This window comes from Desulfitobacterium hafniense DCB-2 (genome assembly GCF_000021925.1).
Taxonomy (GTDB): domain Bacteria; phylum Bacillota; class Desulfitobacteriia; order Desulfitobacteriales; family Desulfitobacteriaceae; genus Desulfitobacterium; species Desulfitobacterium hafniense.
Genome location: NC_011830.1, coordinates 5,146,216 through 5,168,631 on the forward strand (window position 1 = coordinate 5,146,216; position 22,416 = coordinate 5,168,631).

At 50.5% G+C, this 22,416-nt stretch carries 25 protein-coding genes; all 25 read right to left on the reverse strand.

Features of this window, described 5'->3' with window-relative positions:
* Window positions 1-38 precede the first annotated feature (38 nt).
* The 25 genes from DHAF_RS24035 to DHAF_RS24150 all read right to left on the reverse strand — a co-directional run bounded on the left by DHAF_RS24035 (window position 39) and on the right by DHAF_RS24150 (window position 22,416).
* On the reverse strand, window positions 39-506 hold the full coding sequence (locus tag DHAF_RS24035; RefSeq protein WP_005815410.1) for a deoxycytidylate deaminase: 468 nt from the start codon (window positions 504-506) through the stop codon (window positions 39-41).
* The gene (upp, locus tag DHAF_RS24040) at window positions 503-1,132 is read right to left on the reverse strand and encodes a uracil phosphoribosyltransferase (protein WP_005815407.1); all 630 of its coding nucleotides are present in this window, start codon (window positions 1,130-1,132) and stop codon (window positions 503-505) included. Before upp ends, DHAF_RS24035 begins: the two co-directional genes overlap by 4 nt.
* Before the next feature lie 12 nt (window positions 1,133-1,144).
* On the reverse strand, window positions 1,145-2,398 hold the full coding sequence (locus DHAF_RS24045; protein ID WP_015945493.1) for a serine hydroxymethyltransferase: 1,254 nt from the start codon (window positions 2,396-2,398) through the stop codon (window positions 1,145-1,147).
* A gap of 50 nt (window positions 2,399-2,448) precedes the next feature.
* Complete coding sequence (locus DHAF_RS24050) at window positions 2,449-2,997, reverse strand: TIGR01440 family protein (RefSeq protein ID WP_005815404.1); 549 nt, start codon at window positions 2,995-2,997, stop codon at window positions 2,449-2,451.
* Window positions 2,998-3,021: 24 nt separating this feature from the next.
* Complete coding sequence (gene rpiB, locus DHAF_RS24055) at window positions 3,022-3,471, reverse strand: ribose 5-phosphate isomerase B (RefSeq protein WP_015945494.1); 450 nt, start codon at window positions 3,469-3,471, stop codon at window positions 3,022-3,024.
* A 177-nt stretch (window positions 3,472-3,648) separates the two neighbouring features.
* Window positions 3,649-4,095 (reverse strand): low molecular weight protein arginine phosphatase, encoded by a 447-nt coding sequence (locus DHAF_RS24060; RefSeq protein ID WP_015945495.1) that lies wholly within the window; start codon window positions 4,093-4,095, stop codon window positions 3,649-3,651.
* A gap of 12 nt (window positions 4,096-4,107) precedes the next feature.
* The gene (locus tag DHAF_RS24065) at window positions 4,108-4,695 is read right to left on the reverse strand and encodes a manganese efflux pump MntP (protein ID WP_015945496.1); all 588 of its coding nucleotides are present in this window, start codon (window positions 4,693-4,695) and stop codon (window positions 4,108-4,110) included.
* Window positions 4,696-4,767: 72 nt separating this feature from the next.
* Complete coding sequence (locus DHAF_RS24070; RefSeq protein WP_015945497.1) at window positions 4,768-5,814, reverse strand: L-threonylcarbamoyladenylate synthase; 1,047 nt, start codon at window positions 5,812-5,814, stop codon at window positions 4,768-4,770.
* 5 nt (window positions 5,815-5,819) lie between these two features.
* Window positions 5,820-6,677, reverse strand: a complete 858-nt coding sequence (prmC, locus tag DHAF_RS24075) for a peptide chain release factor N(5)-glutamine methyltransferase (RefSeq protein WP_005815394.1) — start codon at window positions 6,675-6,677, stop codon at window positions 5,820-5,822.
* Complete coding sequence (prfA, locus tag DHAF_RS24080; RefSeq protein ID WP_005815392.1) at window positions 6,677-7,744, reverse strand: peptide chain release factor 1; 1,068 nt, start codon at window positions 7,742-7,744, stop codon at window positions 6,677-6,679. The genes prmC and prfA overlap by 1 nt, the downstream gene beginning before the upstream one ends.
* Before the next feature lie 372 nt (window positions 7,745-8,116).
* The gene (rpmE, locus tag DHAF_RS24085; protein ID WP_011462249.1) at window positions 8,117-8,314 is read right to left on the reverse strand and encodes a 50S ribosomal protein L31; all 198 of its coding nucleotides are present in this window, start codon (window positions 8,312-8,314) and stop codon (window positions 8,117-8,119) included.
* Between the two features lie 146 nt (window positions 8,315-8,460).
* Window positions 8,461-9,153 (reverse strand): M23 family metallopeptidase, encoded by a 693-nt coding sequence (locus DHAF_RS24090; RefSeq protein ID WP_005815389.1) that lies wholly within the window; start codon window positions 9,151-9,153, stop codon window positions 8,461-8,463.
* 73 nt (window positions 9,154-9,226) lie between these two features.
* Entirely contained in the window at window positions 9,227-10,201 is a 975-nt protein-coding gene (gene glpX / locus DHAF_RS24095) for a class II fructose-bisphosphatase (RefSeq protein ID WP_035214469.1), read from the reverse strand.
* A gap of 255 nt (window positions 10,202-10,456) precedes the next feature.
* Complete coding sequence (gene fsa / locus DHAF_RS24100) at window positions 10,457-11,098, reverse strand: fructose-6-phosphate aldolase (protein WP_011462251.1); 642 nt, start codon at window positions 11,096-11,098, stop codon at window positions 10,457-10,459.
* A gap of 11 nt (window positions 11,099-11,109) precedes the next feature.
* Complete coding sequence (locus DHAF_RS24105) at window positions 11,110-11,964, reverse strand: class II fructose-1,6-bisphosphate aldolase (RefSeq protein WP_015945499.1); 855 nt, start codon at window positions 11,962-11,964, stop codon at window positions 11,110-11,112.
* Window positions 11,965-11,966: 2 nt separating this feature from the next.
* Complete coding sequence (locus DHAF_RS24110; RefSeq protein ID WP_011462253.1) at window positions 11,967-12,638, reverse strand: hypothetical protein; 672 nt, start codon at window positions 12,636-12,638, stop codon at window positions 11,967-11,969.
* 134 nt (window positions 12,639-12,772) lie between these two features.
* Window positions 12,773-13,129, reverse strand: coding sequence for a response regulator (locus DHAF_RS24115; protein WP_015945500.1), 357 nt, complete (start codon window positions 13,127-13,129; stop codon window positions 12,773-12,775).
* 39 nt (window positions 13,130-13,168) lie between these two features.
* Window positions 13,169-14,353, reverse strand: coding sequence for an alanine racemase (gene alr, locus DHAF_RS24120; RefSeq protein WP_015945501.1), 1,185 nt, complete (start codon window positions 14,351-14,353; stop codon window positions 13,169-13,171).
* A 35-nt stretch (window positions 14,354-14,388) separates the two neighbouring features.
* Window positions 14,389-15,471, reverse strand: a complete 1,083-nt coding sequence (locus DHAF_RS24125; protein ID WP_015945502.1) for a lipid II:glycine glycyltransferase FemX — start codon at window positions 15,469-15,471, stop codon at window positions 14,389-14,391.
* A gap of 132 nt (window positions 15,472-15,603) precedes the next feature.
* Complete coding sequence (locus tag DHAF_RS24130) at window positions 15,604-17,202, reverse strand: CTP synthase (protein WP_011462257.1); 1,599 nt, start codon at window positions 17,200-17,202, stop codon at window positions 15,604-15,606.
* A 228-nt stretch (window positions 17,203-17,430) separates the two neighbouring features.
* Entirely contained in the window at window positions 17,431-17,868 is a 438-nt protein-coding gene (rpoE, locus tag DHAF_RS24135; RefSeq protein WP_015945503.1) for a DNA-directed RNA polymerase subunit delta, read from the reverse strand.
* 95 nt (window positions 17,869-17,963) lie between these two features.
* Window positions 17,964-19,649, reverse strand: coding sequence for an arginine--tRNA ligase (gene argS, locus DHAF_RS24140; RefSeq protein WP_011462258.1), 1,686 nt, complete (start codon window positions 19,647-19,649; stop codon window positions 17,964-17,966).
* The gene (locus DHAF_RS24145; RefSeq protein WP_015945504.1) at window positions 19,646-20,077 is read right to left on the reverse strand and encodes a YwiB family protein; all 432 of its coding nucleotides are present in this window, start codon (window positions 20,075-20,077) and stop codon (window positions 19,646-19,648) included. Before DHAF_RS24145 ends, argS begins: the two co-directional genes overlap by 4 nt.
* 135 nt (window positions 20,078-20,212) lie before the next feature.
* Entirely contained in the window at window positions 20,213-20,380 is a 168-nt protein-coding gene (locus DHAF_RS26235; protein ID WP_162839784.1) for a hypothetical protein, read from the reverse strand.
* Window positions 20,381-21,051: 671 nt separating this feature from the next.
* Complete coding sequence (locus tag DHAF_RS24150) at window positions 21,052-22,416, reverse strand: PepSY1/2 domain-containing protein (protein ID WP_011462261.1); 1,365 nt, start codon at window positions 22,414-22,416, stop codon at window positions 21,052-21,054.

Consider the following 22,416-nt stretch of genomic DNA (forward strand, 5'->3'; position numbering starts at 1 on the left):
GCTGACAGGGCTAGGGAAATCCCTAGCCCTTTTCTGCATTATATTGAGTTGGGAAATTCCAGCTGAATAAGTTCCAGCTCAGCCTCGGCCGCCATCTCCAAAGCCAGTGAATCCGGGTAGGGATACAGGAAAAAGACCCGCTTTATCCCGGCATTAATGAGGAGCTTCGTGCAAAGCACACAGGGCTGAAATGTGGTATAGATATCCGCTCCATTAATAGAAACCCCATGCTTGGCTGCCTGAACCAAAGCATTTTGCTCCGCATGGACCGCCCGGCAAATCTCTGTCCGTTCTCCGGAAGGAATACCCAGCTGCTGTCTGAGGCAGCCTTTTTGGGCACAGTGACTCAATCCTGTAGGACTGCCGTTATAACCGGTGCTGAGGATCTGCTTATCCTTGACGATCACAGCGCCCACTTGACGGCGCAGGCAGGTGGAGCGTCCGGCTACAACTTGTGCCATCTGCATAAAATATTCATCCCAACTGGGCCGTTCTAACTCTTTCATTTGGTACCAAACAACCGATCCCCGGCATCACCGAGACCCGGAATGATATAGCCGTGGTCGTTTAAATAATCGTCCACTGCCGCCACAAAAATATCCACATCGTCATGGTAGTTCTGAACTTCTTTGATCCCTTCCGGAGCAGCGATCAGGCACATCAGCTTGATGCTTTTTGCTCCCCTGTCTTTCAGAAAGGTGATGGCTGCCGTAGCCGATCCCCCCGTAGCCAGCATAGGATCAATGACGATCAAATCACGCTCTTCCACATCGGTAGGGAGTTTGCAGTAGTATTCCACCGGCTTCAGTGTTTCCGGATCCCGATAAAGCCCCACATGGCCAACTTTGGCGGTGGGGATTAATCTCAGCATGCCATCCACCATGCCCAGACCGGCTCTTAAGATCGGAATCAACCCGACTTTGCGTCCGGCTATTGCCTTGGCTGTCATCGTAGCCACCGGGGTCTTTACTTCCACATCCTGCAGAGGAAAATCCCGGGTCACTTCATAGGCCATAAGCATGGAAACTTCTTCTACCAGTTCACGAAAGTCTTTGGACCCTGTATTTTCGTCTCGGATTAAGGATAATTTATGCTGTATCAAAGGATGATCCAGAATATGAACTTTTGCCATGGGTGTCAACTCCTAATCTAGATTTGGGTAGAGCGGGTATTCCGCGCAGAGTGCTGCAACCATATCCCGGGCTTTGGCAGCCCCCGCTTCATTGGGTTCTGATAAAGCAATGTCGATGGCTGCGGCAATCTTTTTCATCGCCAGGGTATCCATACCGCGGCTGGTCACGGCAGGGGTGCCGATGCGGATGCCGCTGGTTACCATAGGGCTGGCCGGATCATAGGGGATGGTGTTCTTATTCACCGTAATACCGACCTCATCTAAAATATACTCTGCTTCTTTCCCTGTCAAGCCTTTAGACCGTACATCCACAAGCATCAAATGGTTGTCCGTACCTCCGGAAACGATGCGGAAGCCTTTTTCCGCCAGAGTTTCCGATAATACTTTAGCATTCTCCACAATGCGTTTTTGATATTCCACGAATTCCGGCTTTAAAGCCTCGCCGAAGGCAACAGCCTTAGCCGCGATCACATGCATCAGCGGGCCGCCCTGAATGCCGGGGAAGATGGCTTTATCGATAGCTTTGGCAAATTCTTCTTGGCATAGAATCAGTCCCCCCCGGGGGCCCCGCAGGGTTTTATGAGTGGTGGTGGTTACAAAATGTGCGTAGGGAACAGGGTTTTGATGAAGCCCGGCTGCCACCAGGCCCGCAATATGGGCCATATCCACCATGAAGTAAGAGTCTGCCTCATCGGCAATTTCTCTTAAGCGGGCAAAGTCGATTTGTCTGGGATAGGCACTGGCTCCCGCTACAATCAGCTTAGGGCGATGCTCAAGGGCTAATTGGCGCACCACATCATAATCAATGCGTTCGGTGACTTGATCCACCCCATAGGCGACAAAGTTATAATACATCCCGGAGATATTCACCGGGCTGCCGTGGGTTAAATGACCCCCATGGGAAAGATTCATGCCGAGAACCGTATCCCCGGGTTTAAGCATGGCAAAATATACAGCGGTATTAGCCTGGGCGCCGGAATGAGGCTGGACATTGGCATGTTCCGCACCAAAAAGCTTTTTCACCCGCTCCCGGGCCAGATCCTCAACGATATCCACATACTCACAGCCGCCATAATAGCGTTTTCCCGGATATCCTTCCGCATACTTATTGGTAAGAACGGAACCCTGGGCGGCCATGACCGCTCGGCTCACAAAATTCTCTGAGGCAATCAGCTCGATTTTATAGCGCTGCCTTTGTTCCTCCTGGGCAATAGCCTCCGCCACTTCGGGATCCTGAGGGAGAATCCATTCCTTAATATAATCCATATTACCCACACTCCTGCCTCTAAAGATTAAACGAGACTTATTGAAAATCATCATACTACGGGGTACATCGCCCTCGGGCCGCCGATCAGCCGCGGCCGGGTTCTGGCCATGGTAAGGTGGGCATGGCCGATTGACTTAATGGAAGGGCGTATGGGTACAACCACCGGCCGCAGGTGCATCCCGATAAAGGTATCTCCTACATCAATTCCGGCATGCCCGCGGATGGTTTCCACCATCATCGGTGCTTGATAGTTCTGCCAAGCTTTAACCGCCATGGAGCCTCCGGCCAGCAGGGAAGGGACCACGGTTACGGCATCAAGGCCGTACTGGTCCACACAAGCTTCTTCCACCACCAGAGCGCGGTTCAAATGTTCACAGGCCTGAATAGCCAAATAGAGCTCCCGCGCCCTGACTTTGGCTAATAAAGGGGGAAGAAGGGCCTCTGCCACCTCTTCGCTGCTTGCCTTCCCGATATGTTGTCCCATAACCTCACTGGTACTGCAGCCAAGCACGACGATTTGCCTGGGTTTTAAACCAGCTTGGGCAAAGAATTCTTCTAAAGCTTGATTCCAGGCTTTATCCATATCCTCAAAATTCATTGATGATTGCCTCCGTACAGGGAATTAGAGAGTATCTCCTTTTTCAATGGCCTCGATGAGATCGACCCGACAAGCATGTCGTCCACCGGCAAAAGGAGTTTTAACAAACATATCCACGATATCCAAGGCCAAGCCCAAACCGGTGACTCTGCCTCCGAGAGCCAGGATATTGGCATTATTATGTTCCCGCGCCATACGTGCGGAATAGGTCTCAGTGCAGACTGCAGCACGAACCCCTGGTACTTTATTGGCAGCGATGGAGATCCCTAAGCCCGTACCACAGACCACAATTCCTAAGTCTGCTTTGCCTTTAGTCACTGCATCACCTACATAGAAACCATACCTGGGATACTCCACAGAATCTTTAGTGTTGGTGCCGAAATCCAGAATCTCAATCCCTTGTTCTTCTAAATGGGCACGAATCTCATTTTTAAGTTCGTACCCCCCATGATCTGCTCCTAGTGCAATTTTCAAAAGGGACACCTCCAATATCTATAGCAGTTTTCTACATTAATCAGCCAATCCCTGCCTAATACTCTGTAATACTTAAAACTTGCCTTGCCCGGCGAGGAAAATTTTCGCACATAATAGCCATCGCGCCTTAGTTTGTCCATGATTTTCCCAAGCTATGATTACTGAAAGCAGCCTCGTTCAATGCCGCCCCTCCAGGCTTGCTTTGACCTTATGGAGCAAAACCTCCATGTCTTCCGCACACCGGCGGTACCGCTCCACACTTCCGCCCCAGGGATCCGGAATATCCTGATCTTTTCCGTCTCCGGCCCAGCGCCCCAACCTCTTGATTTTCGCGGCAAACTCAGGGAAGGCCCCCTTAAGCTGCACCTCGTGAGCACCGGTCATGGGAATAATCCAATCTGCAGAAGCCAGGATTTCCCTGCGAGCCAAGCGAGCTTGATGTGACGTGAGATCGATGCCTTTTTCCTTTAAGACCTGAACCGCCTGGGCAGCGGCAGGCTCTCCCTCCCAAGCTGCTAAACCTGCGGACTCCACCTGGATATCCGCTCCCAAAATCTCCCTGGCTAAACCTTCAGCCATGGGGCTCCGGCATGTATTGCCGGTACAAACAAATACAATTCGCACGCCCGACTACTCCTATCCCAATAACATCCTTAGACCAATGATCACGAGAACAAAGCCCCCGACGATTTCAGCCCGTTTTCCCAGCCAGGAACCTACATAGCGGCCGAGGACCAAACCGCCCCCCATCATGATTCCCGCTACAGTACCCATAACCAGAACCGTAAGCCCGATGCGGCTGTCCACTGTCCCTAAAGAAAATCCTACACTAAGGGCGTCCAGGCTTACACTGGCTGCCAAAGCATACATACCGATGCCGCTCAGGGAAACCCCGGTGGGCAATTGCCGGCGATTAAGATTTGCTCTGGCTTTCGAAAGAGGAATATATTCCGCCTCCGGTCTCCAGACATGGAAAATCATCCGTCCCCCTAACCAGAGGAGCACCAGGGCACCTATCCCTTTGGCTAAATGACCGAGAAACATTCCCAGAGTCTGTCCTAAAAACAGCCCCCCTAAGGGCATAAAAACATGAAAGACAGCCACCAACAGAGAAAGCCTTAAGGTCATCCTTTTTCCGACTCCTACCAGGCCGATAGCCAAGGCCAGAGAAAAGGCATCCGCCCCTAAAGCAACGGACAGAGCCAAGATCCATGCAAGATTCAATCCCCATTCCTCCTGTTCGAAGGTAGAATACAATATCTCTGTAATTCTATGCCATGGGGGGAGGTTGCATGCTTACACCCGCATAACCCTCTGTCCGGAAGCCTTCTGCAGCCGGTTCATGATGGCGAAACCCAGACCCTTTTCGGAAACTCCTTCGGCCAGGATCATATCCATGCCCTGCTCATCACAGAGCCTTAAACCCTGGTAGAGGTTCCCGGCTACCTCTTCAGGATGATGCTCCGATCCTAAGACAAAGAGCAGATCCGGAAGCTGGCTGTGCAGCTCTGGCGCACTTTCCAGGGTGCAGAGAATGCCTACCTTCTTCAACCGGGAATGCCCCTTGCGAAGCTCGTCTTTTATTTTGCGGATCACGTTTTTCCTCTCACCAATAAGCAAGGTCAGCTCCCCCTTGGGGGCATAATGGCGGTATTTCATGCCGGGAGCCTTCGGTGCCTGATCCGGTGCAGGGCGATCCACCGCCACTTCTCCCAAGACTTCCTCCAGCTGCTCTTTGGTGATGCCTCCCGGACGAAGGATGGTCGGCACTTCACCTGTCAAATCCAGGACTGTGGATTCAACACCCACGGCGCAAGGTCCCCCATCCAAGATCAGGGGAATCTTGCCCTTTAAATCCTTCCAGACGTGAATTCCCCGGGTAGGGCTGGGCTTCCCGGAAAGATTGGCACTGGGGGCAGCGATGGGAACCCCGGCCTCCTTAATGAGCTCCAGAGCCACCGGGTGTTGGGGCATCCGAATGGCCACAGTTCCTAAGCCCCCGCTGACCACATCCGGTACAAAGGCGGTCTTTTCCAGGACCAGGGTCAAGGGACCCGGCCAAAACTTATCTGCACAAAGGGCTGCTTGAGGGGTCCATTCCTCCACCAGCCTTTTGACCATTGCCAAGTCTGAGATATGAACGATCAGAGGATTATCCTGAGGTCTGCCCTTGACTTTAAAAATCTCCTGGCAGGCATGGGCATCCATGGCATTAGCCCCTAAACCATAGACCGTCTCCGTGGGCAAGGCCACCAATTGCCCTTCGCGAATCAGCTGGGCTGCCTCTTTAATCCACTCTGTCTGAGGATGCTGTGCATCGATCGTCACCCGTTTTGTTTGCAAAATTCTCACCTCGCGAAAACTACCCGATCTCTTCCCCCCAAATCCTGAAGGATCTGAGTCTGGAAGCCCTGTTGCTGAAAAAGTTCTGCCACCGAATTTCCTTGCTGCCAACCGATCTCCATCAGGATTATACCCTTCTCCCTGAGCAGGGAACGGCCTTCCCGGGCCAGCTCCCGATAAAAATCCAGGCCGTCTGCTCCGCCCAGAAAAGCCATCCGCGGTTCTTTAGCTAGTTCCGGGGCCAGTTCCCCATATTCTGCCTGGGTTACATAGGGCGGATTGCTTACGATAAGATCCCAGCTATCCCCGCGAAGGGGTTCTAAAAAATCCCCTTGACGCCATTGGATCCGCACCCCAAGCCGCTCGCCATTGAACCGTGCCACATCCAGGGCATCCCTGGATAAGTCTGTCCCAACAACTTCAGCCTGAGGCCAAAAGTGAGCAATACTGATCGCCAAAGCTCCGCTGCCTGTGCAGAGATCCGCGATGTGGGGGGATTCCTCGCTACCTCCCCTATCCGCTGAATGCTGCCATTCCTTTTTTAATTCCAGGACCTTTTCCACGAGGATCTCTGTGTCTGCCCTGGGAATCAGAACTCTTTCATCCACATAAAAATCAAGCCCCATAAATTCCTGGTGCTTTACAATGTATTGAAGAGGTTCCCGCCTGGCCCTGCGGCTAATCATCTGTTGATAAGCAGCCTCCTGCTCAGGGCCAAGGGTTTGCTCTCTCTCCAAATAAAGTTGTTCCCGCCTTAAGCTGAGAATATGCCCAAGCAGGAGATCCGCATCCCAGCGCGGATTGTCCACTTGGGCAAGGTTTAATTCCTGCTCTCCCCATAAAAGAGCATCAATGATCCGCATTATGCCTCCGATTTCAGACGCTCGGCTTGATCCGTTGTAATCAAGGCATTGATCACCTCATCCAGCTCTCCTAACAAGATGGAATCCAGGCGATGGAGGGTCAAGCCGATACGGTGGTCTGTCACCCGGCCTTGAGGGAAGTTATAGGTGCGGATTCGCTCACTGCGATCCCCGGTTCCCACCTGACTGCGGCGCTCACTGGCCAATTCGCCCATAGCCTCTTCCTGAGCACGCTCCAGGAGACGGGCCCGCAGAACCCGCAGGGCTTTTTCTTTGTTCTTCAGCTGAGACTTCTCGTCTTGGCAGGAGACAACAGTACCTGTGGGAACGTGGGTGATGCGAACCGCGGATTGAGTGGTATTGACCGACTGTCCCCCGGGACCGCTGGAGCAGAAGATATCAATGCGCAAATCGTTGGGGTTGATGGCAACATCCACTTCTTCCGCCTCGGGAAGCACCGCCACCGTGGTGGTGGAGGTATGAATCCGGCCGCCGGACTCTGTCGTGGGTACCCGCTGCACCCGATGAACGCCGCTTTCAAACTTCAGCTTGCTATAAGCTCCTTGTCCTTCGATAAGGAAAATAATTTCTTTAAAGCCCCCGATATCGGTGTAACTGGCGCTTAAAAGCTCTGTGCGCCAGCCTTGGTGTTCAGCGTATTTGGTGTACATGCGATAGAGATCCCCGGCAAAAAGCGCCGCCTCTTCGCCCCCCGCACCGGCACGGATTTCCATAATGACGTTTTTATCATCATTAGGGTCTTTGGGCAAGAGCAGAATTCTCATTTTCTCTTCCAGCTCATCCCGCTTTTCGGTGAGTTCCTCAAGCTCCAGCTCAGCCATTTCCTTAAATTCAGGGTCTAACTTTTCCTCAAGCAGTCCCTGTGTCTCTTCCAGATGTTTCACAACTTCAGAATACTCACGGAAGGCTTCCACAATATCCGTCATTCCCGCTTGAGCTTTGGCATATTTTTGCCATTCGCTCTGGTTGCCGATGACCTCAGGATCGCTTAAGAGCTGGGTCAGCTCGTCATAGCGCCTTTCAATTTCAATTAATTTTCTTTGCATTAATTCACACCTCAAGTAGCCATTTAAATTTAGTATTTCCTAGTACTCTGTGACACTTAAAACTTGCATTGCCCGGCGAGGAAAATTTTCGTAGGACAAGGCGGAGGAATGAGCAATACCGGTCGTATGGCGATTGACGACAACGCAGTCATACGGAAATTTAACCGCCGGAAAGGTAAGGATTTAGGTGTTACAGAGTACTAGGCTTCTTGTATTGCATAGCTTAGGTGTCTGCAACCAATCTACCCTCTGCATTGAGTTCCAAGCCTATCAGCTCACTTATTACTGCTCTGCGCAGCCAGCAACTGTAAAGAAAAAGCAGAGCATGCGCTCTGCTTTTTCTCCAGCAACGACCGCAGGCCGTTGTTCATATTACATGCCGTATTTTTTCTTAAAGCGATCCACTCGTCCACCAGCATCTACAAAACGTTGAACACCGGTATAGAAGGGATGGCACTTAGAACAAATTTCCACCTTAATATCTTTCTTTGTGCTGCCGGTAGGAATAACTTCTCCACAGACACAAGTGATAGTGGTTTGTTCATATTTAGGGTGTGTCTTTTCTTTCATGTCGTCACCTTCTTTCCCAACCGAGTCGTCAACTCTAAACATTGTAGCACGTCGGCTTCATGCAGGTCAAGACAAAAAAACAGGGAATGCCTTAAATGTTCTCAAATATTTTTTCATAAAGATTCCTAAAGAATCCGATTATAGTTTTAGATTGGGTTTTGGGGCAAATAGGGCTTGGGGTCCACGGCTTTCCCATGCAGGCGAATCTCAAAATGAAGATGAGGGCCCGTACTTCTTCCCGTATCTCCCGCCAGGGCGATGCAATCTCCCTGCTCAACCCACTCTCCCGGACTCACCAGGATTTTTTGATTATGGGCATAGAGGCTTTGCACCCCATTGCCATGTTCCAAAAGCACAGTCAATCCATAAATATCATGCCATTGAGCCTTGACTACCTTGCCCGCCCGAGCGGCGAGGATTTCCGTTCCATGGGAGATTGCCAAATCGATGCCATGATGAAATTCTCCCTTTCTCCAGCCGTAATCCGAACTGATGGAGCCATAAGCCGGCCAACTCCAGATGAGCGCTGTTCCCCTGGATAATACTTCAGCTGCCTCATGAGTTCCCTGAACAGTCTTTTCCCGAATGGTCAGTGTCGCCCCGGGAGCTATGACGACTGCCGGATTATCCAGCAGAATCTGAGACCTGGTCGTCTGATACTTTTGAGCCAAATCATCAAGGCTTTGCCCCGCCTGGAGCGTGACCACGGAATAGGTAACCCGTTCTTCCTCCTGAGCAAAAGCAGGCAAGGACCAGGCATTAACCCAGAAACAACACATGAACAGGAGAGCACACCCTTTACGACAAAAGCCTCTCCGCTCATGTCCTTCATGATTCATTTTTAAATAATCACCTCAAGGGTAGCTTTACCCATGTCCAGGTAAAAAATACCTGCTGAAGCTGAACAGGCCGCTACACAGCACCCTTCATGGCATAGGCGGGCTTTTTGTCAAAACGATGCCGCGCCTCAATAAAGCGCACTGTCCCCGTTTTTCCACGCATCACCACAGTATGGGTCAGAGCTCCCTGGGAAGTAAAATGCACCCCTTTGAGCAGCGGGCCTTCGGTGATACCGGTGGCTGCAAAGAAGACATCATCAGAGCAGACCAGATCATCCATCGTTAACAATTTAGCGACATCACTGACGCCCAGCTTCTGGGCCCGCAGAACATCCTCTTCATTCTCCGGCCAAAGCCTTCCCTGCATCTCTCCGCCCAGACACCGCAGCGCAGCTGCAGCCAGTACCCCTTCCGGGGCTCCTCCGATTCCCATCATCACATCGACCCCGGTTCCTTCAATAGCACAAGCCACCGCCGGAGATACATCACCATCCGTGATCAGGCGAATCCGGGCGCCCGCCTCCCGGACGTCATGAATGATCTTCTCATGACGGGGACGGTCCAGAATAACTACGGTAAGGTCATCCATACTCTTGCCCAGAGCCCGGGCTACATTGGCCAAATTCTCCTGGACAGGGGCATCCAAGTGTATTTTGCCTTTGGCCAGGGGGCCGACGGCGATTTTGTCCATATACATATCCGGGGCATGCAGGAGACCGCCTTTTCTGGCAATAGCAACCACAGCAATAGCACCGGCTAAGCCCTTGGCGACACTATTCGTTCCTTCCAGGGGATCCACGGCCACATCCAATTCCGGAGCTTCGCCGCTTCCCACTTTTTCACCGATATAGAGCATGGGGGCTTCATCCATTTCCCCTTCGCCAATGACCACCGTTCCCTGCATACGAATGGTGTCAAAGACGGAGCGCATGGCTTGTACTGCCGCATCATCTGCGGCTTCTTTATTCCCGCGGCCAACCCAGCGGGCCGAAGCCAGCGCTGCTGCCTCTGTAACCCGGGCAAACTCCATGGTGAGTTCCCTTTCCATGGCCATTTCATTATTCATAATGATCCCTCCAAATTTTAATTGAATTCCTAACCTAATCCTAATTCAATGAGACATGAGTTATATACAAACAGCGATTTCGCTATTCATAAGCACTATCTTTAATTGTCCCATACTTTTTTTGCGGATGCAAGGCAGAGTATAAAGTCGAATAAGAAAAGCCCTATCAGCCGAAAATCGTCTGTCAGAGCTTTCATCCCAAGGTGGGTTCATGGCCAACCGCCACTTATCATCCCGCTATTTAAGCTTTTGCCAATCGGCTAAAAACTTCTTAATGCCTGCCTCAGTCAAGGGATGCTTAAAGAGCTGGCACAAAACATTGAAGGGCACGGTGGCATAATCCGCACCGATCTTGGCTGCTTCCGTCACATGAACGGGGTTGCGGATGCTGGCGGCGATGACTTTCGTCTCCAGTCCATGGACTCCAAATACCTCACAAATGTCAGCCAGTAAAAGCAGTCCATTTTCACCGATATCATCCAGTCTGCCCAGAAAGGGGCTGACATAAGTGGCTCCCGCCCGAGCGGCCAGCAAAGCCTGCACCGCTGAAAAAACTAAGGTCACATTAGTTTTAATGCCTTCGGCCTTCAGGACCTTGACCGCTTTGAGCCCCTCTTCCGTCATAGGAATTTTGACGACGATATTGGGGTGCATGGCGGCAAGTTCCCGGGCCTCCCCCAGCATTCCTTCGGTATCTAAAGCAATTACTTCAGCACTGATGGGGCCGTTAACAATCTGCACAAGTTCCTGCAGAAGCTGGTGAAAATCCCTGCCTTCTTTGGCCACCAAGCTGGGATTGGTGGTTATTCCTCCGATAACTCCCATGGCCCACGCCTGCCTGATCTCCTCCGGGTTGGCTGAATCCAATAAAAACTCCATGATATCCCTCCTTAGGCTTTCCCGCTGCTCCCGAAGAGCCGGATCTTCTCCCTGATGATCGCGACGGTGGCTTCACGAGCCGGTCCGAGCATTTTTCTGGGATCAATCTCTTGGGGATGATCAACCATTACCTTACGGGCAGCAGCTACGAAGGCCTCCCGGATGTTGGTATCGATATTGACTTTGCATACCCCCAGGGAAATGGCTTTTTGGATGGCTTCGTCCGGCACTCCCGACGAGCCATGGAGTACGATGGGAACATTAACTCTCTTGCGAATCTCAGTCAGGCGTTGGAAATCAAGCTTAGGAATCCCTTTATATTGGCCATGGGCAGTACCGATGGCAATAGCCAGAGCATCCACTTTTGTCTCACTGACAAAGCGCTCTGCTTCAGCGGGATCCGTAAAGAGAGCTTCTTTCTCACTGACGGTGATATCGTCTTCTGTTCCGCCGATTTTGCCCAATTCGGCCTCAACGGAGATGCCAAGGGGCCGGACTGCTTCGATGACTTTATTGGTTAAGGCTATATTCTCTTCCAAAGGAAGCTTCGAACCGTCAATCATCACGGAAGTAAAGGAGTTTCTTACACAGCTCATAATTTGAGCGAAGCTGGTTCCATGATCAAGATGGAGGGCCACAGGAACACTGGCTTGTTCAGCCGCTAAGCGGGTCATGGCGGCAATATATTCAATTCCCGCATATTTAATAGCTCCCTGGCTCGCTTGAACAATAACCGGGGATTTTTCCGCTTCCGCCGCACTGACAATGGCTTGCACAATCTCCATATTATTGCAGTTAAATGCCCCCACGGCATATTGCCCTTGCTGGGCGTCAAGCAAAAGTTGAGCCATTGATACTAAACTCATTCTTATTCCTCCTCAATTGCCTTACAAAAATGTCCGTGCTGTGTACAATTTAACAGTACGGTTTTATTTTCGTCCAAATTTACAGACGCCATTCCCTCAAAGATCCGAATGTTCTCCGTGTTTTCTCCATAAATCACGCCTACCGCATCACAAATCTCACAATAAAGCTCGATACGGTCCGGCAAAAGCTCAAAAGTAAGATTATGGTTGCCGCATTTGCAGCCTAAGGCTCCGTCTCTGGCTAAATTATGGAGATGATCCAAGAGCTTCAGCATAACCTCGGGGTTCTCAAACTCATCTTCATAACCGAGTTCCGAAGCCAGCTCAGCGATGGACTTCTCCCGCTCCTGACAAGCTTGGGCTACTTTCTGTTTGGGACCGACAAAGCCTGTGGACGCCTCCACTTCCGGACAGAGCAAAGGGAGGGCGTTCTTGCCCCAAAAAGCACCCCTTTTTAAACGCAGGTAGTGCATTTTGCCGCAAAAAGCACAATTAAAAGATACATTGAAATGTTTGCGATCTCTGCTGGTCACAGACATCAACACTTCGCCGCAGCGGCAATATAAACTTTCCCGTCCCTTACCTGAAAACGCAAAAAGTGAAAGGGCGTGAAACTCTAATTCTCCACATTTGGGACACTGTATGGCAACGGATGTATGGGTTGTCAGGATCAATTTTCCCACCTCTTTCTACTCGAAACTATACTTCGGCAAGTGGGGGGGTTTTTCCTCCATCCTTTATCTAAAAAAATAAGAGGAAACCTTGCAATAATTTATGCGTTGTTCCCTCAAAAATTCTCCATTATTATTTATTTAAGCAGATCACGAACCACATCCCGCAGCTCAAACAGGTCGAAAGGCTTGCTGATGTAATGCCTTACCCCTTGCTCCTGTGCTCTTTCCATCGTCTGTGCATCACCATAAGCAGTCATCATGATAACCTGAACATCCTGATTAAAGGTACGGATCTCCTTAAGGGTATCGATCCCATTCATTTCCGGCATTTTCATATCCATAATAATTAAGTCCGGCTTGTAGCCCTCAAGTACACGCAGGGCTTCGTTGCCATTCTCTGCCATTTTAACTAGATGACCTTCTTCTTTGAAGGTTTCAAAGAGGAGTCTTCGTACCCCCATTTGGTCATCTACAACCAAAATATTAGCCATAAATTGCCCCCTTTCGCCAGTGGTCCCCACTGCTATTATTTATGGATATTCTGGATAAGATTGTAAAAATCCTTCTTTTATATGACGTTTCGCGATTAATCTTTTTTCAGACCAATATTGTCGCAATAATCGCGGATTGGCTTGGGTCCTGCGCAGAGGCAGAATCACTTCATCTCCAGTTTCACAAGGCAGGTTTCCTACGTCAAGAACCGTTAACTGCATGCCGATTTTTCCGGCCACAGGAACCCTGTGTCCCTGTAAAATTACGCTCTCTTGGCCGATATAGATTCTGCAAAGGGCTAAAAAATTCTTAATGACAATCTTAATAAAGTCCCATACTCCTTGGGGAACAAAATGAGGCTGAACACCGAACCCGTCGGCATAGCCCACAGGAATCACCGCCAACTGGGTCTCTGCCTTGGTTCGATAAATGCTCTGGTAGCCGACAAAAGTTCCTATGGGCACCCGGCGCAGACTGACAATGCGAGCCTTGGCGACCCAGGGATCCTGCAGTTTAAGCTTGCCGGCAAAGGCTGGGGCGGGGATGTGACCGATTAAAAGAGTTCCTGTCCGAATAAAATCATAATGCCAATCGGGATAGTCCAAAAAAGCAGCACTGTTGCACACATGTTTCCACAAGCCGGCAAAGCCTTGTTCCTCAAGAAGGTTTACCCCTCTCTGAAAGCTTTCCACTTGCTGCCGGGTATAAGCCCGATCCCGTTGGGCAGCCCGGGCCAGGTGGGTATAGACACCCACCGGAGTGATGTGGGGAGATTTCTTCAACTGTGCGGCAAGCTCTCCCCATTCTTTCTCGAAGAAGCCGGTCCTGCCCATTCCTGTCTCCAGCTTAAGGTGGACCTTAGCCTCTATGCCCAGCCCGGCAGCAACAGTTTCCCATTCCCTCAGCATATGAAAATCCGACAGAGTCAGCTGCAAATCTCCTGTGAGAGCCTCCGCCATTTGCTCCGCAGACACCGGCCCTAACACCAATATAATGCCCTCTACCCCGTGTTGGCGCAGAATAAGACCTTCTTCCACAGTGGTCACCGCAAAAGCCGGGCAGCCCAGCTTTTGAAGGGTTTGGGCGACGGGAACAGCCCCTAAGCCATAGGCGTCGGCTTTAACGACGGCCATGACCCGGGCAGCCGGGCTGAGCTGCTGAGTTACTTCCCGGTAATTATTCGCTATGGCGTCCAGGTTGATATCGATCCATGCGTCACTCATAGGATATCGCCACCTTTAGTGAGTTTGTTCATTTCTTATCCCTTATTTCTTCGCCGCAGCTTCCCGATCATCCCCTTAACCAGATCGGAGTACACCGGTTCGAGAGTGTTCCAGAGAAAGTAGACCACCGGACGATAGACCAAATCCCATTCGCCGATGAATTCGGTATACTCGCCGTTGAAGCCTTTTTTGAACCGGTAAAGGCCGTAGAGAGGATTGTCCTCGGTGAGATGGCCGGGTACCCCGCGAAAATCGTAGAGGGTGCAGCCTTTGGCTTTGGCCCAGCGGATCATTTCCCATTGAATCAGATAATTGGGCATAACATTTCGATGGGAATTGGAGGAGGCGCCATAGAGATACCAGGCCTTTTCTCCGATAATCAGAGCCAGGGTGCCTGCGATGATCTGTCCTTCATATTCGGCGATAAACAGCTCCGCCATGCCGGCAGCATGAAGCTCATCATACATATCCTCAAAATAGGAGTAGTTCCGAACCAGGAACTTATCCCGCTCCGTCGTTTCTTTAAGCACTCGATAAAAAGCGGGCAAATCTTCTTTCGTGCCGACGCGGATGGCGACGCCTTTTTTCGTGGCCAATTTAACATTATAGCGGGTCTTCTGGTGCATTTGCGCCATAAGCGTCTCCTCATCAGGAGAGATATCCAGACGAAAGACGTATTTAGGCTGGACTCCTTCAAAACCTTTGCCGGTTTCTGCACTGCGGAACCCCCGGCTTTTCAGGTAACCTTCTAAATCTTGATCTGCAGAAGGAATATCCGGGTCGATTTTCAGAAAAATAGCCCCTCGCTTTTTGGCCAGCTTTTTAATCTCCACAAGCAGGGCATCAAACAATTCATGATCAGTCCAATCGAGAACAGGTCCCCGGGAAGCATAAAAGATCGGAATTCCCACCACAGGTATCTTGCGCTCGAGAATGGAGATAGCGGCGACGATTTCGCCACGATCTTCCAGGACTAAGCGCCACGGTTTCCAGCCGGTTTTGCTTTTGAGCTCTCCCCAGCCCCAGGTCTGCAGTACATGACCCTTGGCGTGACGAGCCATAAATTGATCAAAACGCTCTTTTGCAGCGTCATCTATTAACCTTGCAGTATAAGGCATCCCAACAGCCTCCCGTTATATAGTATACTTCTTATGTTAATTTTTGCCATAAACAAGCAAGCCCAAACGGCTTTTAGTTTGCCTAAAACGATTCCATGGCTCGGGGAGCCATGGAATTGCCTTTGTATCACCTTATCTATTGGCCAATGTGGCTTTGACAAACTCTCTGAAAAGAGGATGGGAACGATAAGGACGGGATTTGAATTCCGGATGGAACTGTGACGCCACAAACCAGGGATGATCCGGATATTCGGTGATTTCGACAAGGCGCCCGTCGGGGGAGGTTCCTGAGAATTTCAGGCCGCCCTTTTCCAATTCTGCGCGGAATTGATTATTTACTTCATAGCGATGACGATGGCGCTCATAGATCACTTCATCCTGGTAAATAGAGCTGACCAACGTGCTCTCGATAAGCTTGACAGGAGAGATTCCTAAGCGCATGGTTCCTCCCTTATCTTCAATCTCCTTCTGTTCAGGGAGGAGGTCAATGACCGGATAAGGCGCGTCCACATCGAATTCAGAGCTGTTGGCATTGGTCATGCCGCACACATTCCGGGCAAATTCAATGACCGCCGTCTGCATGCCTAAGCAAATCCCTAAGAAGGGGATTTTATTTTCCCGGGCATAGCGAATGGCTTCAATCTTACCTTCGATGCCCCGGTTGCCAAAACCGCCGGGAACCAGAATCCCGGATACACCCTTAAGCAGCTCTGCGGCTGAAGAGCCTTCAATCTCTTCCGAGTTGACCCAGCGTATCTTAACTTTCGCCAGATGTTCAATTCCGGCATGACGCAAGGCTTCGGCCACACTCAAATAAGCATCGGGAAGCTCCACATATTTGCCGACGATGGCAATTTCCGTTTCACTCTGAGGATTATTGATCCGATCGACCATAGCCCTCCAGTCAGTCATATCCGCAGGAGGCGCTTCAAGGCCCAGAATCTTAAGGACGATATCATCCATGCCTTCTTCTAAAATATTTAAAGGAACTTCATAAATACTCTTGGCATCCACCATTTGAATAATGGCTTCACGATCGATATCGCAGAAGAGGGCCAGTTTTTCCTTCATATCCTCGGAAATGGCATGTTCGGTGCGGCAAACCAGAATATTCGGCTGAATACCGATTCCCCGCAGCTCTTTAACAGAGTGCTGGGTAGGCTTTGTCTTCAGCTCACCTGAAGCATTCAGATAGGGAATAAGGGTCACATGCAGATAAAGGACATTCTCCCGGCCGATATCACTGCGCATTTGACGAATCGCTTCTAAGTAAGGCAGGGATTCAATATCGCCAACGGTACCGCCAATCTCCGTGATCACAATATCCGGGTGATTTTCCCGGGCCACCCGATAGATGCGTTCTTTGATTTCGTTGGTAATATGAGGGATGACCTGTACCGTTCCCCCTAAGTAGTCCCCCCGTCTTTCTTTGTTGAGGACGGACCAGTAGATTTTTCCCGTGGTCACATTGCTATTTTTAGACACAGGCACATCAATAAAACGCTCATAATGCCCAAGGTCTAAATCCGTCTCCGCTCCATCATCGGTGACAAAAACTTCACCATGCTGGTATGGGCTCATGGTCCCTGGGTCAATGTTAATATAAGGATCAAATTTTTGAATGGCAACACTTAATCCCCTATTTTTGAGCAGGCACCCCAGAGCGGATGCCGTGATCCCCTTTCCCAAGGAGGATACTACACCACCTGTGACAAAAATAAACTTCGTCATCTTTCCCTATCCTTTCTCGACCAATTTCTAATATCACTTTGTATTCAGAATTCCGCACAGCAGTATAATGATCATGATCATTGAAAAGCCGAACGCATGCACATAAAAAAAGCTAGTCCGCAAGACGCACTAGCTTTATTTTTACCATTTATACTTATTCTAGCCAGATTTCGATGAGCTGTCAAGGCGATTCTGAGATTCTTTCCGCAAGCTTAAAATCATCAAGACTTACCAGGATTCTTCGTTGTTAAAGGAGCCCTCTTCGAGCTCTGCATCTTCTTCCCCGCCATCTTCACCGTCATCGAAAAGGACATCCTTGCCCTCCAAATCCAACTCCAGTTCCTGGTTATCATCATCATAGGGCAATCCTTTATTCAATAAGGTGATGGTTGGCAGTTTCCGTGAACTTTTGCTGGGAACCCAGACTTTAAGTCCCCACTCTCCATTGCCTGCATAGGCAAAGCGGGCATCTAAATTGATATGGGTCAATACGCCCGAGATGGCAGCCGCATCTTGCGGGCGTTCCTGCCGGGTGAGCACCTCCATGATCAAATCCTGGTAATGCATGGCTCGCCCTTGGGAGGCAAGAATCTCGTAAGCCATATCTTCATCAGAGAGCTTTACGTTCTGTGTTAAGGAATGGGTCAATTTTACACCGCCCTTCATGTTCATCTCCGAATATTTAGACAGTATATTCGACCCATCCCTAATTATTTCCTGCCTGGTACTCTGCAACACTCAAAACTTACATTAATTTCTTACTACATTCTTTCCGGAGCAGTCACGCCAAGGATGCCTAAAACATTAGCCAGGACCTGCTTGGTAGAACGAACCAGGCCCAAACGCGCTTCCCGCAATCCTTCCTCATCCACCAAAACTCTTTGGCTGTTATAGAAGGAGTGGAAAAGCCCTGCCAGATCCAGCACATAACGGGCCAGACGATGTGGTTCTGTCAGACGGGCAGCTACTTCGATCTCGTTAGGCAATTCGGCAATCTTCTTCAGAAGCTCCCGTTCTTCGTTGCTCTGAAGTCTCTTCAGCTCCCCTTCCTGGGGTATTCCCGCTGTATTGTAGCCCTGCTCGGCAGCCTGGCGTAAAATGCTGCACAGCCGCGCATGGGCGTATTGGACATAGTAGACAGGATTATCGGAAGACTCTGCTTTAGCCAGATCCAAATCGAATTCTACGGTAGAGTCGGGATCCCGCATGATAAAGAAGAAGCGGGCGGCATCCTTGCCGACTTCATCCATCAGTTCTCTTAGTGTAATGTATTGGCCGGAACGCTTGGACATACGGACCACTTCGCCATTCTGAATGAGGCGAACCAGCTGCATCAAAATGATTTGGAGGTTCTCAGGATCATATCCCAAGGCGGACATGGCTCCCTTCATACGGGCCACATGCCCATGGTGGTCGGCGCCCCAAATATTGATGACCCGGTCAAAACCCCGTTCAAATTTATTGCGATGGTAAGCAATATCGGCGGCAAAATAGGTGGGAGTCCCATTGCCACGGACCACAACTTCATCCTTTTCATCCCCGAACAAGGTGGATTTCAGCCATTGCGCCCCTTCTTTTTCATAGATATAACCCTGCTGCTCCAGCTTTTCCATGGTGTCCTTAACAAATCCGGAGTCATGCAAGGATTGCTCACTGAACCAACAATCATAGTGAACACCCATATCGGTGAGGGTTTCACGGATACTGGTCAGCTTCTCCTCCAGCGCATAGCGGACGAGAAATTCCCGGCGCAGATCCTGATCGACATTGAGGTATTTATTCCCCACTTTTTCGATTAAGCCTTTGACGGTGTCGATAAGATCTTCACCGTGGTATCCTCCCTCAGGGAAAGGAACATCCTGACCCATGAGCTGAAGGTAACGGGCTTCCAGGGAAAGGGCAAAGTTATAAATTTGGTTGCCCGCATCGTTAATGTAGAATTCCCGGCTGACTTCGTAACCGGCCATGGCCAGCAAAGCGGCTAAGCTATCCCCTAAGGCTGCACCCCGGGCATTGCCCATATGGAGCAGTCCGGTGGGATTGGCGCTGACGAATTCCACCTGGACTTTTTTCCCTTGGCCCAGGTTTACTTTTCCATAGTCTGCTTCCAGGTTTAACACTTCGGGAATGACTCCTGTGAGCCAGTTGGGATCCAAACGGAAATTAATGAATCCGGGACCGGCGATTTCGCTGGCGGTAATGAAGGTTCCTTCAGTGTCCAGATGCTTAATCAGAATCGTGGCGATATCCCTGGGGGCTTTGCGGGCTTGCTTGGTCAGGACCATGGCTAAATTGGTTGCCCAATCACCATGCTGCTTTTCCCGGGGCTCTTCCAAGACATAATTAGGCAAGCTCTCAAAGCTAAGCTCACCTGCCTTTTGGGCCTCCAGGGCAGCTTTGGCCAGATTGGCATAGATAGTGTCTTTAATATTAATGTATAAACTCATTGAGGAGCGTCCTCCTTTATATTAATCCGCAGTGAATTATGGCTGACCCATTGCTCATTAAAAAAAAGATTATATTTTAGAGTAATATTTCCGCCCTGCTCTGTCAAGTCAATCTTCATCTCCTCAGTCAGGACCTGCAGAAATAATGAGCCTTGAGGTGTGACATAGGTTGAGCTGTGGCGGACCCCCTGTTCGAAAATCTGCTTTTGGTCAATGGCTCCCATGCGGTTAAGGGTCACTTTAGCCGGTTCCACCTTAAGGCTGGTGGTTACCTCAGCCGTCCCGGCGGTTGCCGAATCGCGATATACGATATAATAACTGCCTTCCCTCTTATGTAAGGTTCCCGCTGCGGAAAACTCTAGTCGTTCCTCGGACCCTTCTTCATAGCTTTGGGTACTTGCGATCTGAATCAGCACTTCTTTGGCCATGGGAGTCTCCTTTCGCTTTGGTCTGCAGGTATTATTATATAGCATGGCTGGCCTTTTGTGGGAGGGAAAGTGAAAAGAAAGGTGCGCTTCTGTCCCGAAAGTTATTCTCCAGGATTTTGCTTTACTCCCGGTCGCTCAATAAGCTGCGCGGACAAAACTAACGCTCAAGCTCTCCGCTCCGAAAGGTGACCTGCGCCGCCAAGTTGTTCTCTGTGGCGTGGCGGCTTGGGCGAAACCCTCGCCCGGGTTTCGTCCGCCAAATCGCTCCTGCTCAATGGCGGGTTGGAAACGTCCTGTTTCCAACCTTTCTCCGCAGAGGGTCTTTCGCGAAGTTTTGTTCCCGCTCGCTTAAATTCGCTCCCTGGTGTAAAGCAAAATCCTTGGGCTGCTTTTCGGGTCTGAGCAAGCGGGGCGTTGTGGGAGATGTAGGGCAAGACATCCGGCCCAAGCCGCTTTTTCCGTCTTTACCGACGCCACTTGAGGCGGCAAGGTCGGCGACTTCGGAAAGGCTCTGAGAAGACCTGAACTGCCCGGGAATGCCCCATAAAGAGTCTCAGACTCAGGCTTCCCAAACTCCAGGGGCTCCCAAAGAAAAGCTGGAAGAGACCTGCAAGACGTTGCTTTGCGTACAAAAGCGGACGGATTTAGCGGAGGGGTGGTCGGGTGAGCGAAGCTTTCTTAACATAGCGTAGCCACTGGTTCACATCAGGTATTACCCAGAGGTTTGGCGTAGCTGTTAAGAAAGCGAGTGAACCAGCCCCGGAGCTATGGAGTACGCGTTGTGCGTAAAGCTACGCGACCCGGACAACGCTTTTTCACCTACTGCCGACGCCTTCCCAGAGCACGAAGCCGGCATGACCCGCTATCCCAAAAAAGACCTAACACAAAAGCAAGATGGCAATGTCTCATCCATTACCACCTTGCTCCTAGTATACCCTATTTCAGGCTGCGCTTCCCTGCCTATTGCAACATAACTATTGCAGGTACTCCCCGCGAGGAGTTTTAATAATGCGCTGAATCCTTTCCTCGATTCCAGTCTCGGCATTGATATAAACGAGATATTCCTCATCCTGATAGACGCCCCTGAACTCGTAAGCCATAACTTCCTTGTTGCCCATGACCGGAATTACAGCCGTCCGGGTCTCTTTGATTTGGAAGCCCTGTCTGAGCTTGGCTCTTGCCTGTTCCATGGTCAGCTTTTTAGTGAAATTGCGTTTCTGGTGATAGGCATAGTAAGGGGTGGAATCGTAGCCGATAATCTGCCCGTTATCCAGAGCCACTGTGACTCGGAGTTTATCTGGGTAATAACGTGTACCGCTTTCCTCCCAGACATACTCCAGCTGCAGATAGCCACCGAAGTCTTCAGTCGAGGTCAACACGAGATTCCATTCTAAGGCCTTAAGGGTCTGGGCCACTTTTTCCTTGGCCTGTTCCGCACTCATGGTCCGCTCGTTGAATTCCCGTTGATCGCGATAGATCAGCACTTTACCGCCCCGTTTGCTGACGGTCATGAAGAGATCGTTTTGTTTAAAGATGTAAACTCCTAAAGCACCCTGACTGACGCCGGAAAACTCCGGATTGCTTTCCGGGTATCCTACCTTGCTTAAGAAATCCTTGGCGGCCTTTAAGGCTGTCTCCTTATCCACCTCATCCCGGGGCAGGCCCAGAGGTTCTTTTACAGAGCGGGATTCATATTCGCCCACATAGGAAAAGGGCGGAAGTTTTTGCAGGCTGGCATTCAATTGATCCAGGCCGGAGCGCACTGAGCTGGCAGGACCATCGGCCGATTCCGCCGCAGCTTCCGCCGTTCCTGTCCGCCAAAAGCCTACCATACGATTCCATAATGACTGATTATCCAGCCAGGCCAGCCCTTCCGTATCCACTCGCTGCACCAGATCCTGCACCTTTTGATTGACGGCCAAAAGGCGTTCGTGGACATCGGTCAGATTTTTATCATCTTCTGCAGTGGGTGTGTGACCCACTGAGATTTGATAGGCCAGGCTTCGTGTTAAATCCCCTGTGCGATTCAAAAACTCACTGATATAACTCAGGCCGCTTTCCTCAGCCGGAAGCTGAGCTAAATCTTTAACCGCCGATTCACTGATGCTTCCCGCCTGGCTTAGGTAGAGTACTCTTTGGCTGGAAGCGGCAGCCACACGGCCTTTAGCCAAATCTGTTTCCAATTGGTCCAGATGGCTGGCGAAATCCCGTAAAGAACGCTGATATTGATTTATGCTGACTTTTTCCAGTTGTTCCGCTTGCCGATACTCAGTAAATCCCCAAGCCAGGGAGAGGATTAAAGCGGTTCCTAAAATTCCAATCCAAACGTTTCTGCGCAT

What these genes read in the sequence shown, in the direction of transcription:
- DHAF_RS24035 (WP_005815410.1), bottom strand. Translation starts at nt 506, where the DNA reads ATGAAAGAGTTAGAACGGCCCAGTTGGGATGAATATTTTATGCAGATG.
- upp (WP_005815407.1), bottom strand. Translation starts at nt 1,132, where the DNA reads ATGGCAAAAGTTCATATTCTGGATCATCCTTTGATACAGCATAAATTA.
- DHAF_RS24045 (WP_015945493.1), bottom strand. Translation starts at nt 2,398, where the DNA reads ATGGATTATATTAAGGAATGGATTCTCCCTCAGGATCCCGAAGTGGCG.
- DHAF_RS24050 (WP_005815404.1), bottom strand. Translation starts at nt 2,997, where the DNA reads ATGAATTTTGAGGATATGGATAAAGCCTGGAATCAAGCTTTAGAAGAA.
- prmC (WP_005815394.1), bottom strand. Translation starts at nt 6,677, where the DNA reads ATGCGGATCATTGATGCTCTTTTATGGGGAGAGCAGGAATTAAACCTT.
- prfA (WP_005815392.1), bottom strand. Translation starts at nt 7,744, where the DNA reads ATGCAAAGAAAATTAATTGAAATTGAAAGGCGCTATGACGAGCTGACC.
- rpmE (WP_011462249.1), bottom strand. Translation starts at nt 8,314, where the DNA reads ATGAAAGAAAAGACACACCCTAAATATGAACAAACCACTATCACTTGT.
- DHAF_RS24090 (WP_005815389.1), bottom strand. Translation starts at nt 9,153, where the DNA reads ATGAATCATGAAGGACATGAGCGGAGAGGCTTTTGTCGTAAAGGGTGT.
- glpX (WP_035214469.1), bottom strand. Translation starts at nt 10,201, where the DNA reads ATGGAAAGGGAACTCACCATGGAGTTTGCCCGGGTTACAGAGGCAGCA.
- fsa (WP_011462251.1), bottom strand. Translation starts at nt 11,098, where the DNA reads ATGGAGTTTTTATTGGATTCAGCCAACCCGGAGGAGATCAGGCAGGCG.
- DHAF_RS24105 (WP_015945499.1), bottom strand. Translation starts at nt 11,964, where the DNA reads ATGAGTTTAGTATCAATGGCTCAACTTTTGCTTGACGCCCAGCAAGGG.
- DHAF_RS24115 (WP_015945500.1), bottom strand. Translation starts at nt 13,129, where the DNA reads ATGGCTAATATTTTGGTTGTAGATGACCAAATGGGGGTACGAAGACTC.
- alr (WP_015945501.1), bottom strand. Translation starts at nt 14,353, where the DNA reads ATGAGTGACGCATGGATCGATATCAACCTGGACGCCATAGCGAATAAT.
- DHAF_RS24125 (WP_015945502.1), bottom strand. Translation starts at nt 15,471, where the DNA reads ATGCCTTATACTGCAAGGTTAATAGATGACGCTGCAAAAGAGCGTTTT.
- DHAF_RS24130 (WP_011462257.1), bottom strand. Translation starts at nt 17,202, where the DNA reads ATGACGAAGTTTATTTTTGTCACAGGTGGTGTAGTATCCTCCTTGGGA.
- rpoE (WP_015945503.1), bottom strand. Translation starts at nt 17,868, where the DNA reads ATGAAGGGCGGTGTAAAATTGACCCATTCCTTAACACAGAACGTAAAG.
- argS (WP_011462258.1), bottom strand. Translation starts at nt 19,649, where the DNA reads ATGAGTTTATACATTAATATTAAAGACACTATCTATGCCAATCTGGCC.
- DHAF_RS24145 (WP_015945504.1), bottom strand. Translation starts at nt 20,077, where the DNA reads ATGGCCAAAGAAGTGCTGATTCAGATCGCAAGTACCCAAAGCTATGAA.
- DHAF_RS24150 (WP_011462261.1), bottom strand. Translation starts at nt 22,416, where the DNA reads ATGCGCAGAAACGTTTGGATTGGAATTTTAGGAACCGCTTTAATCCTC.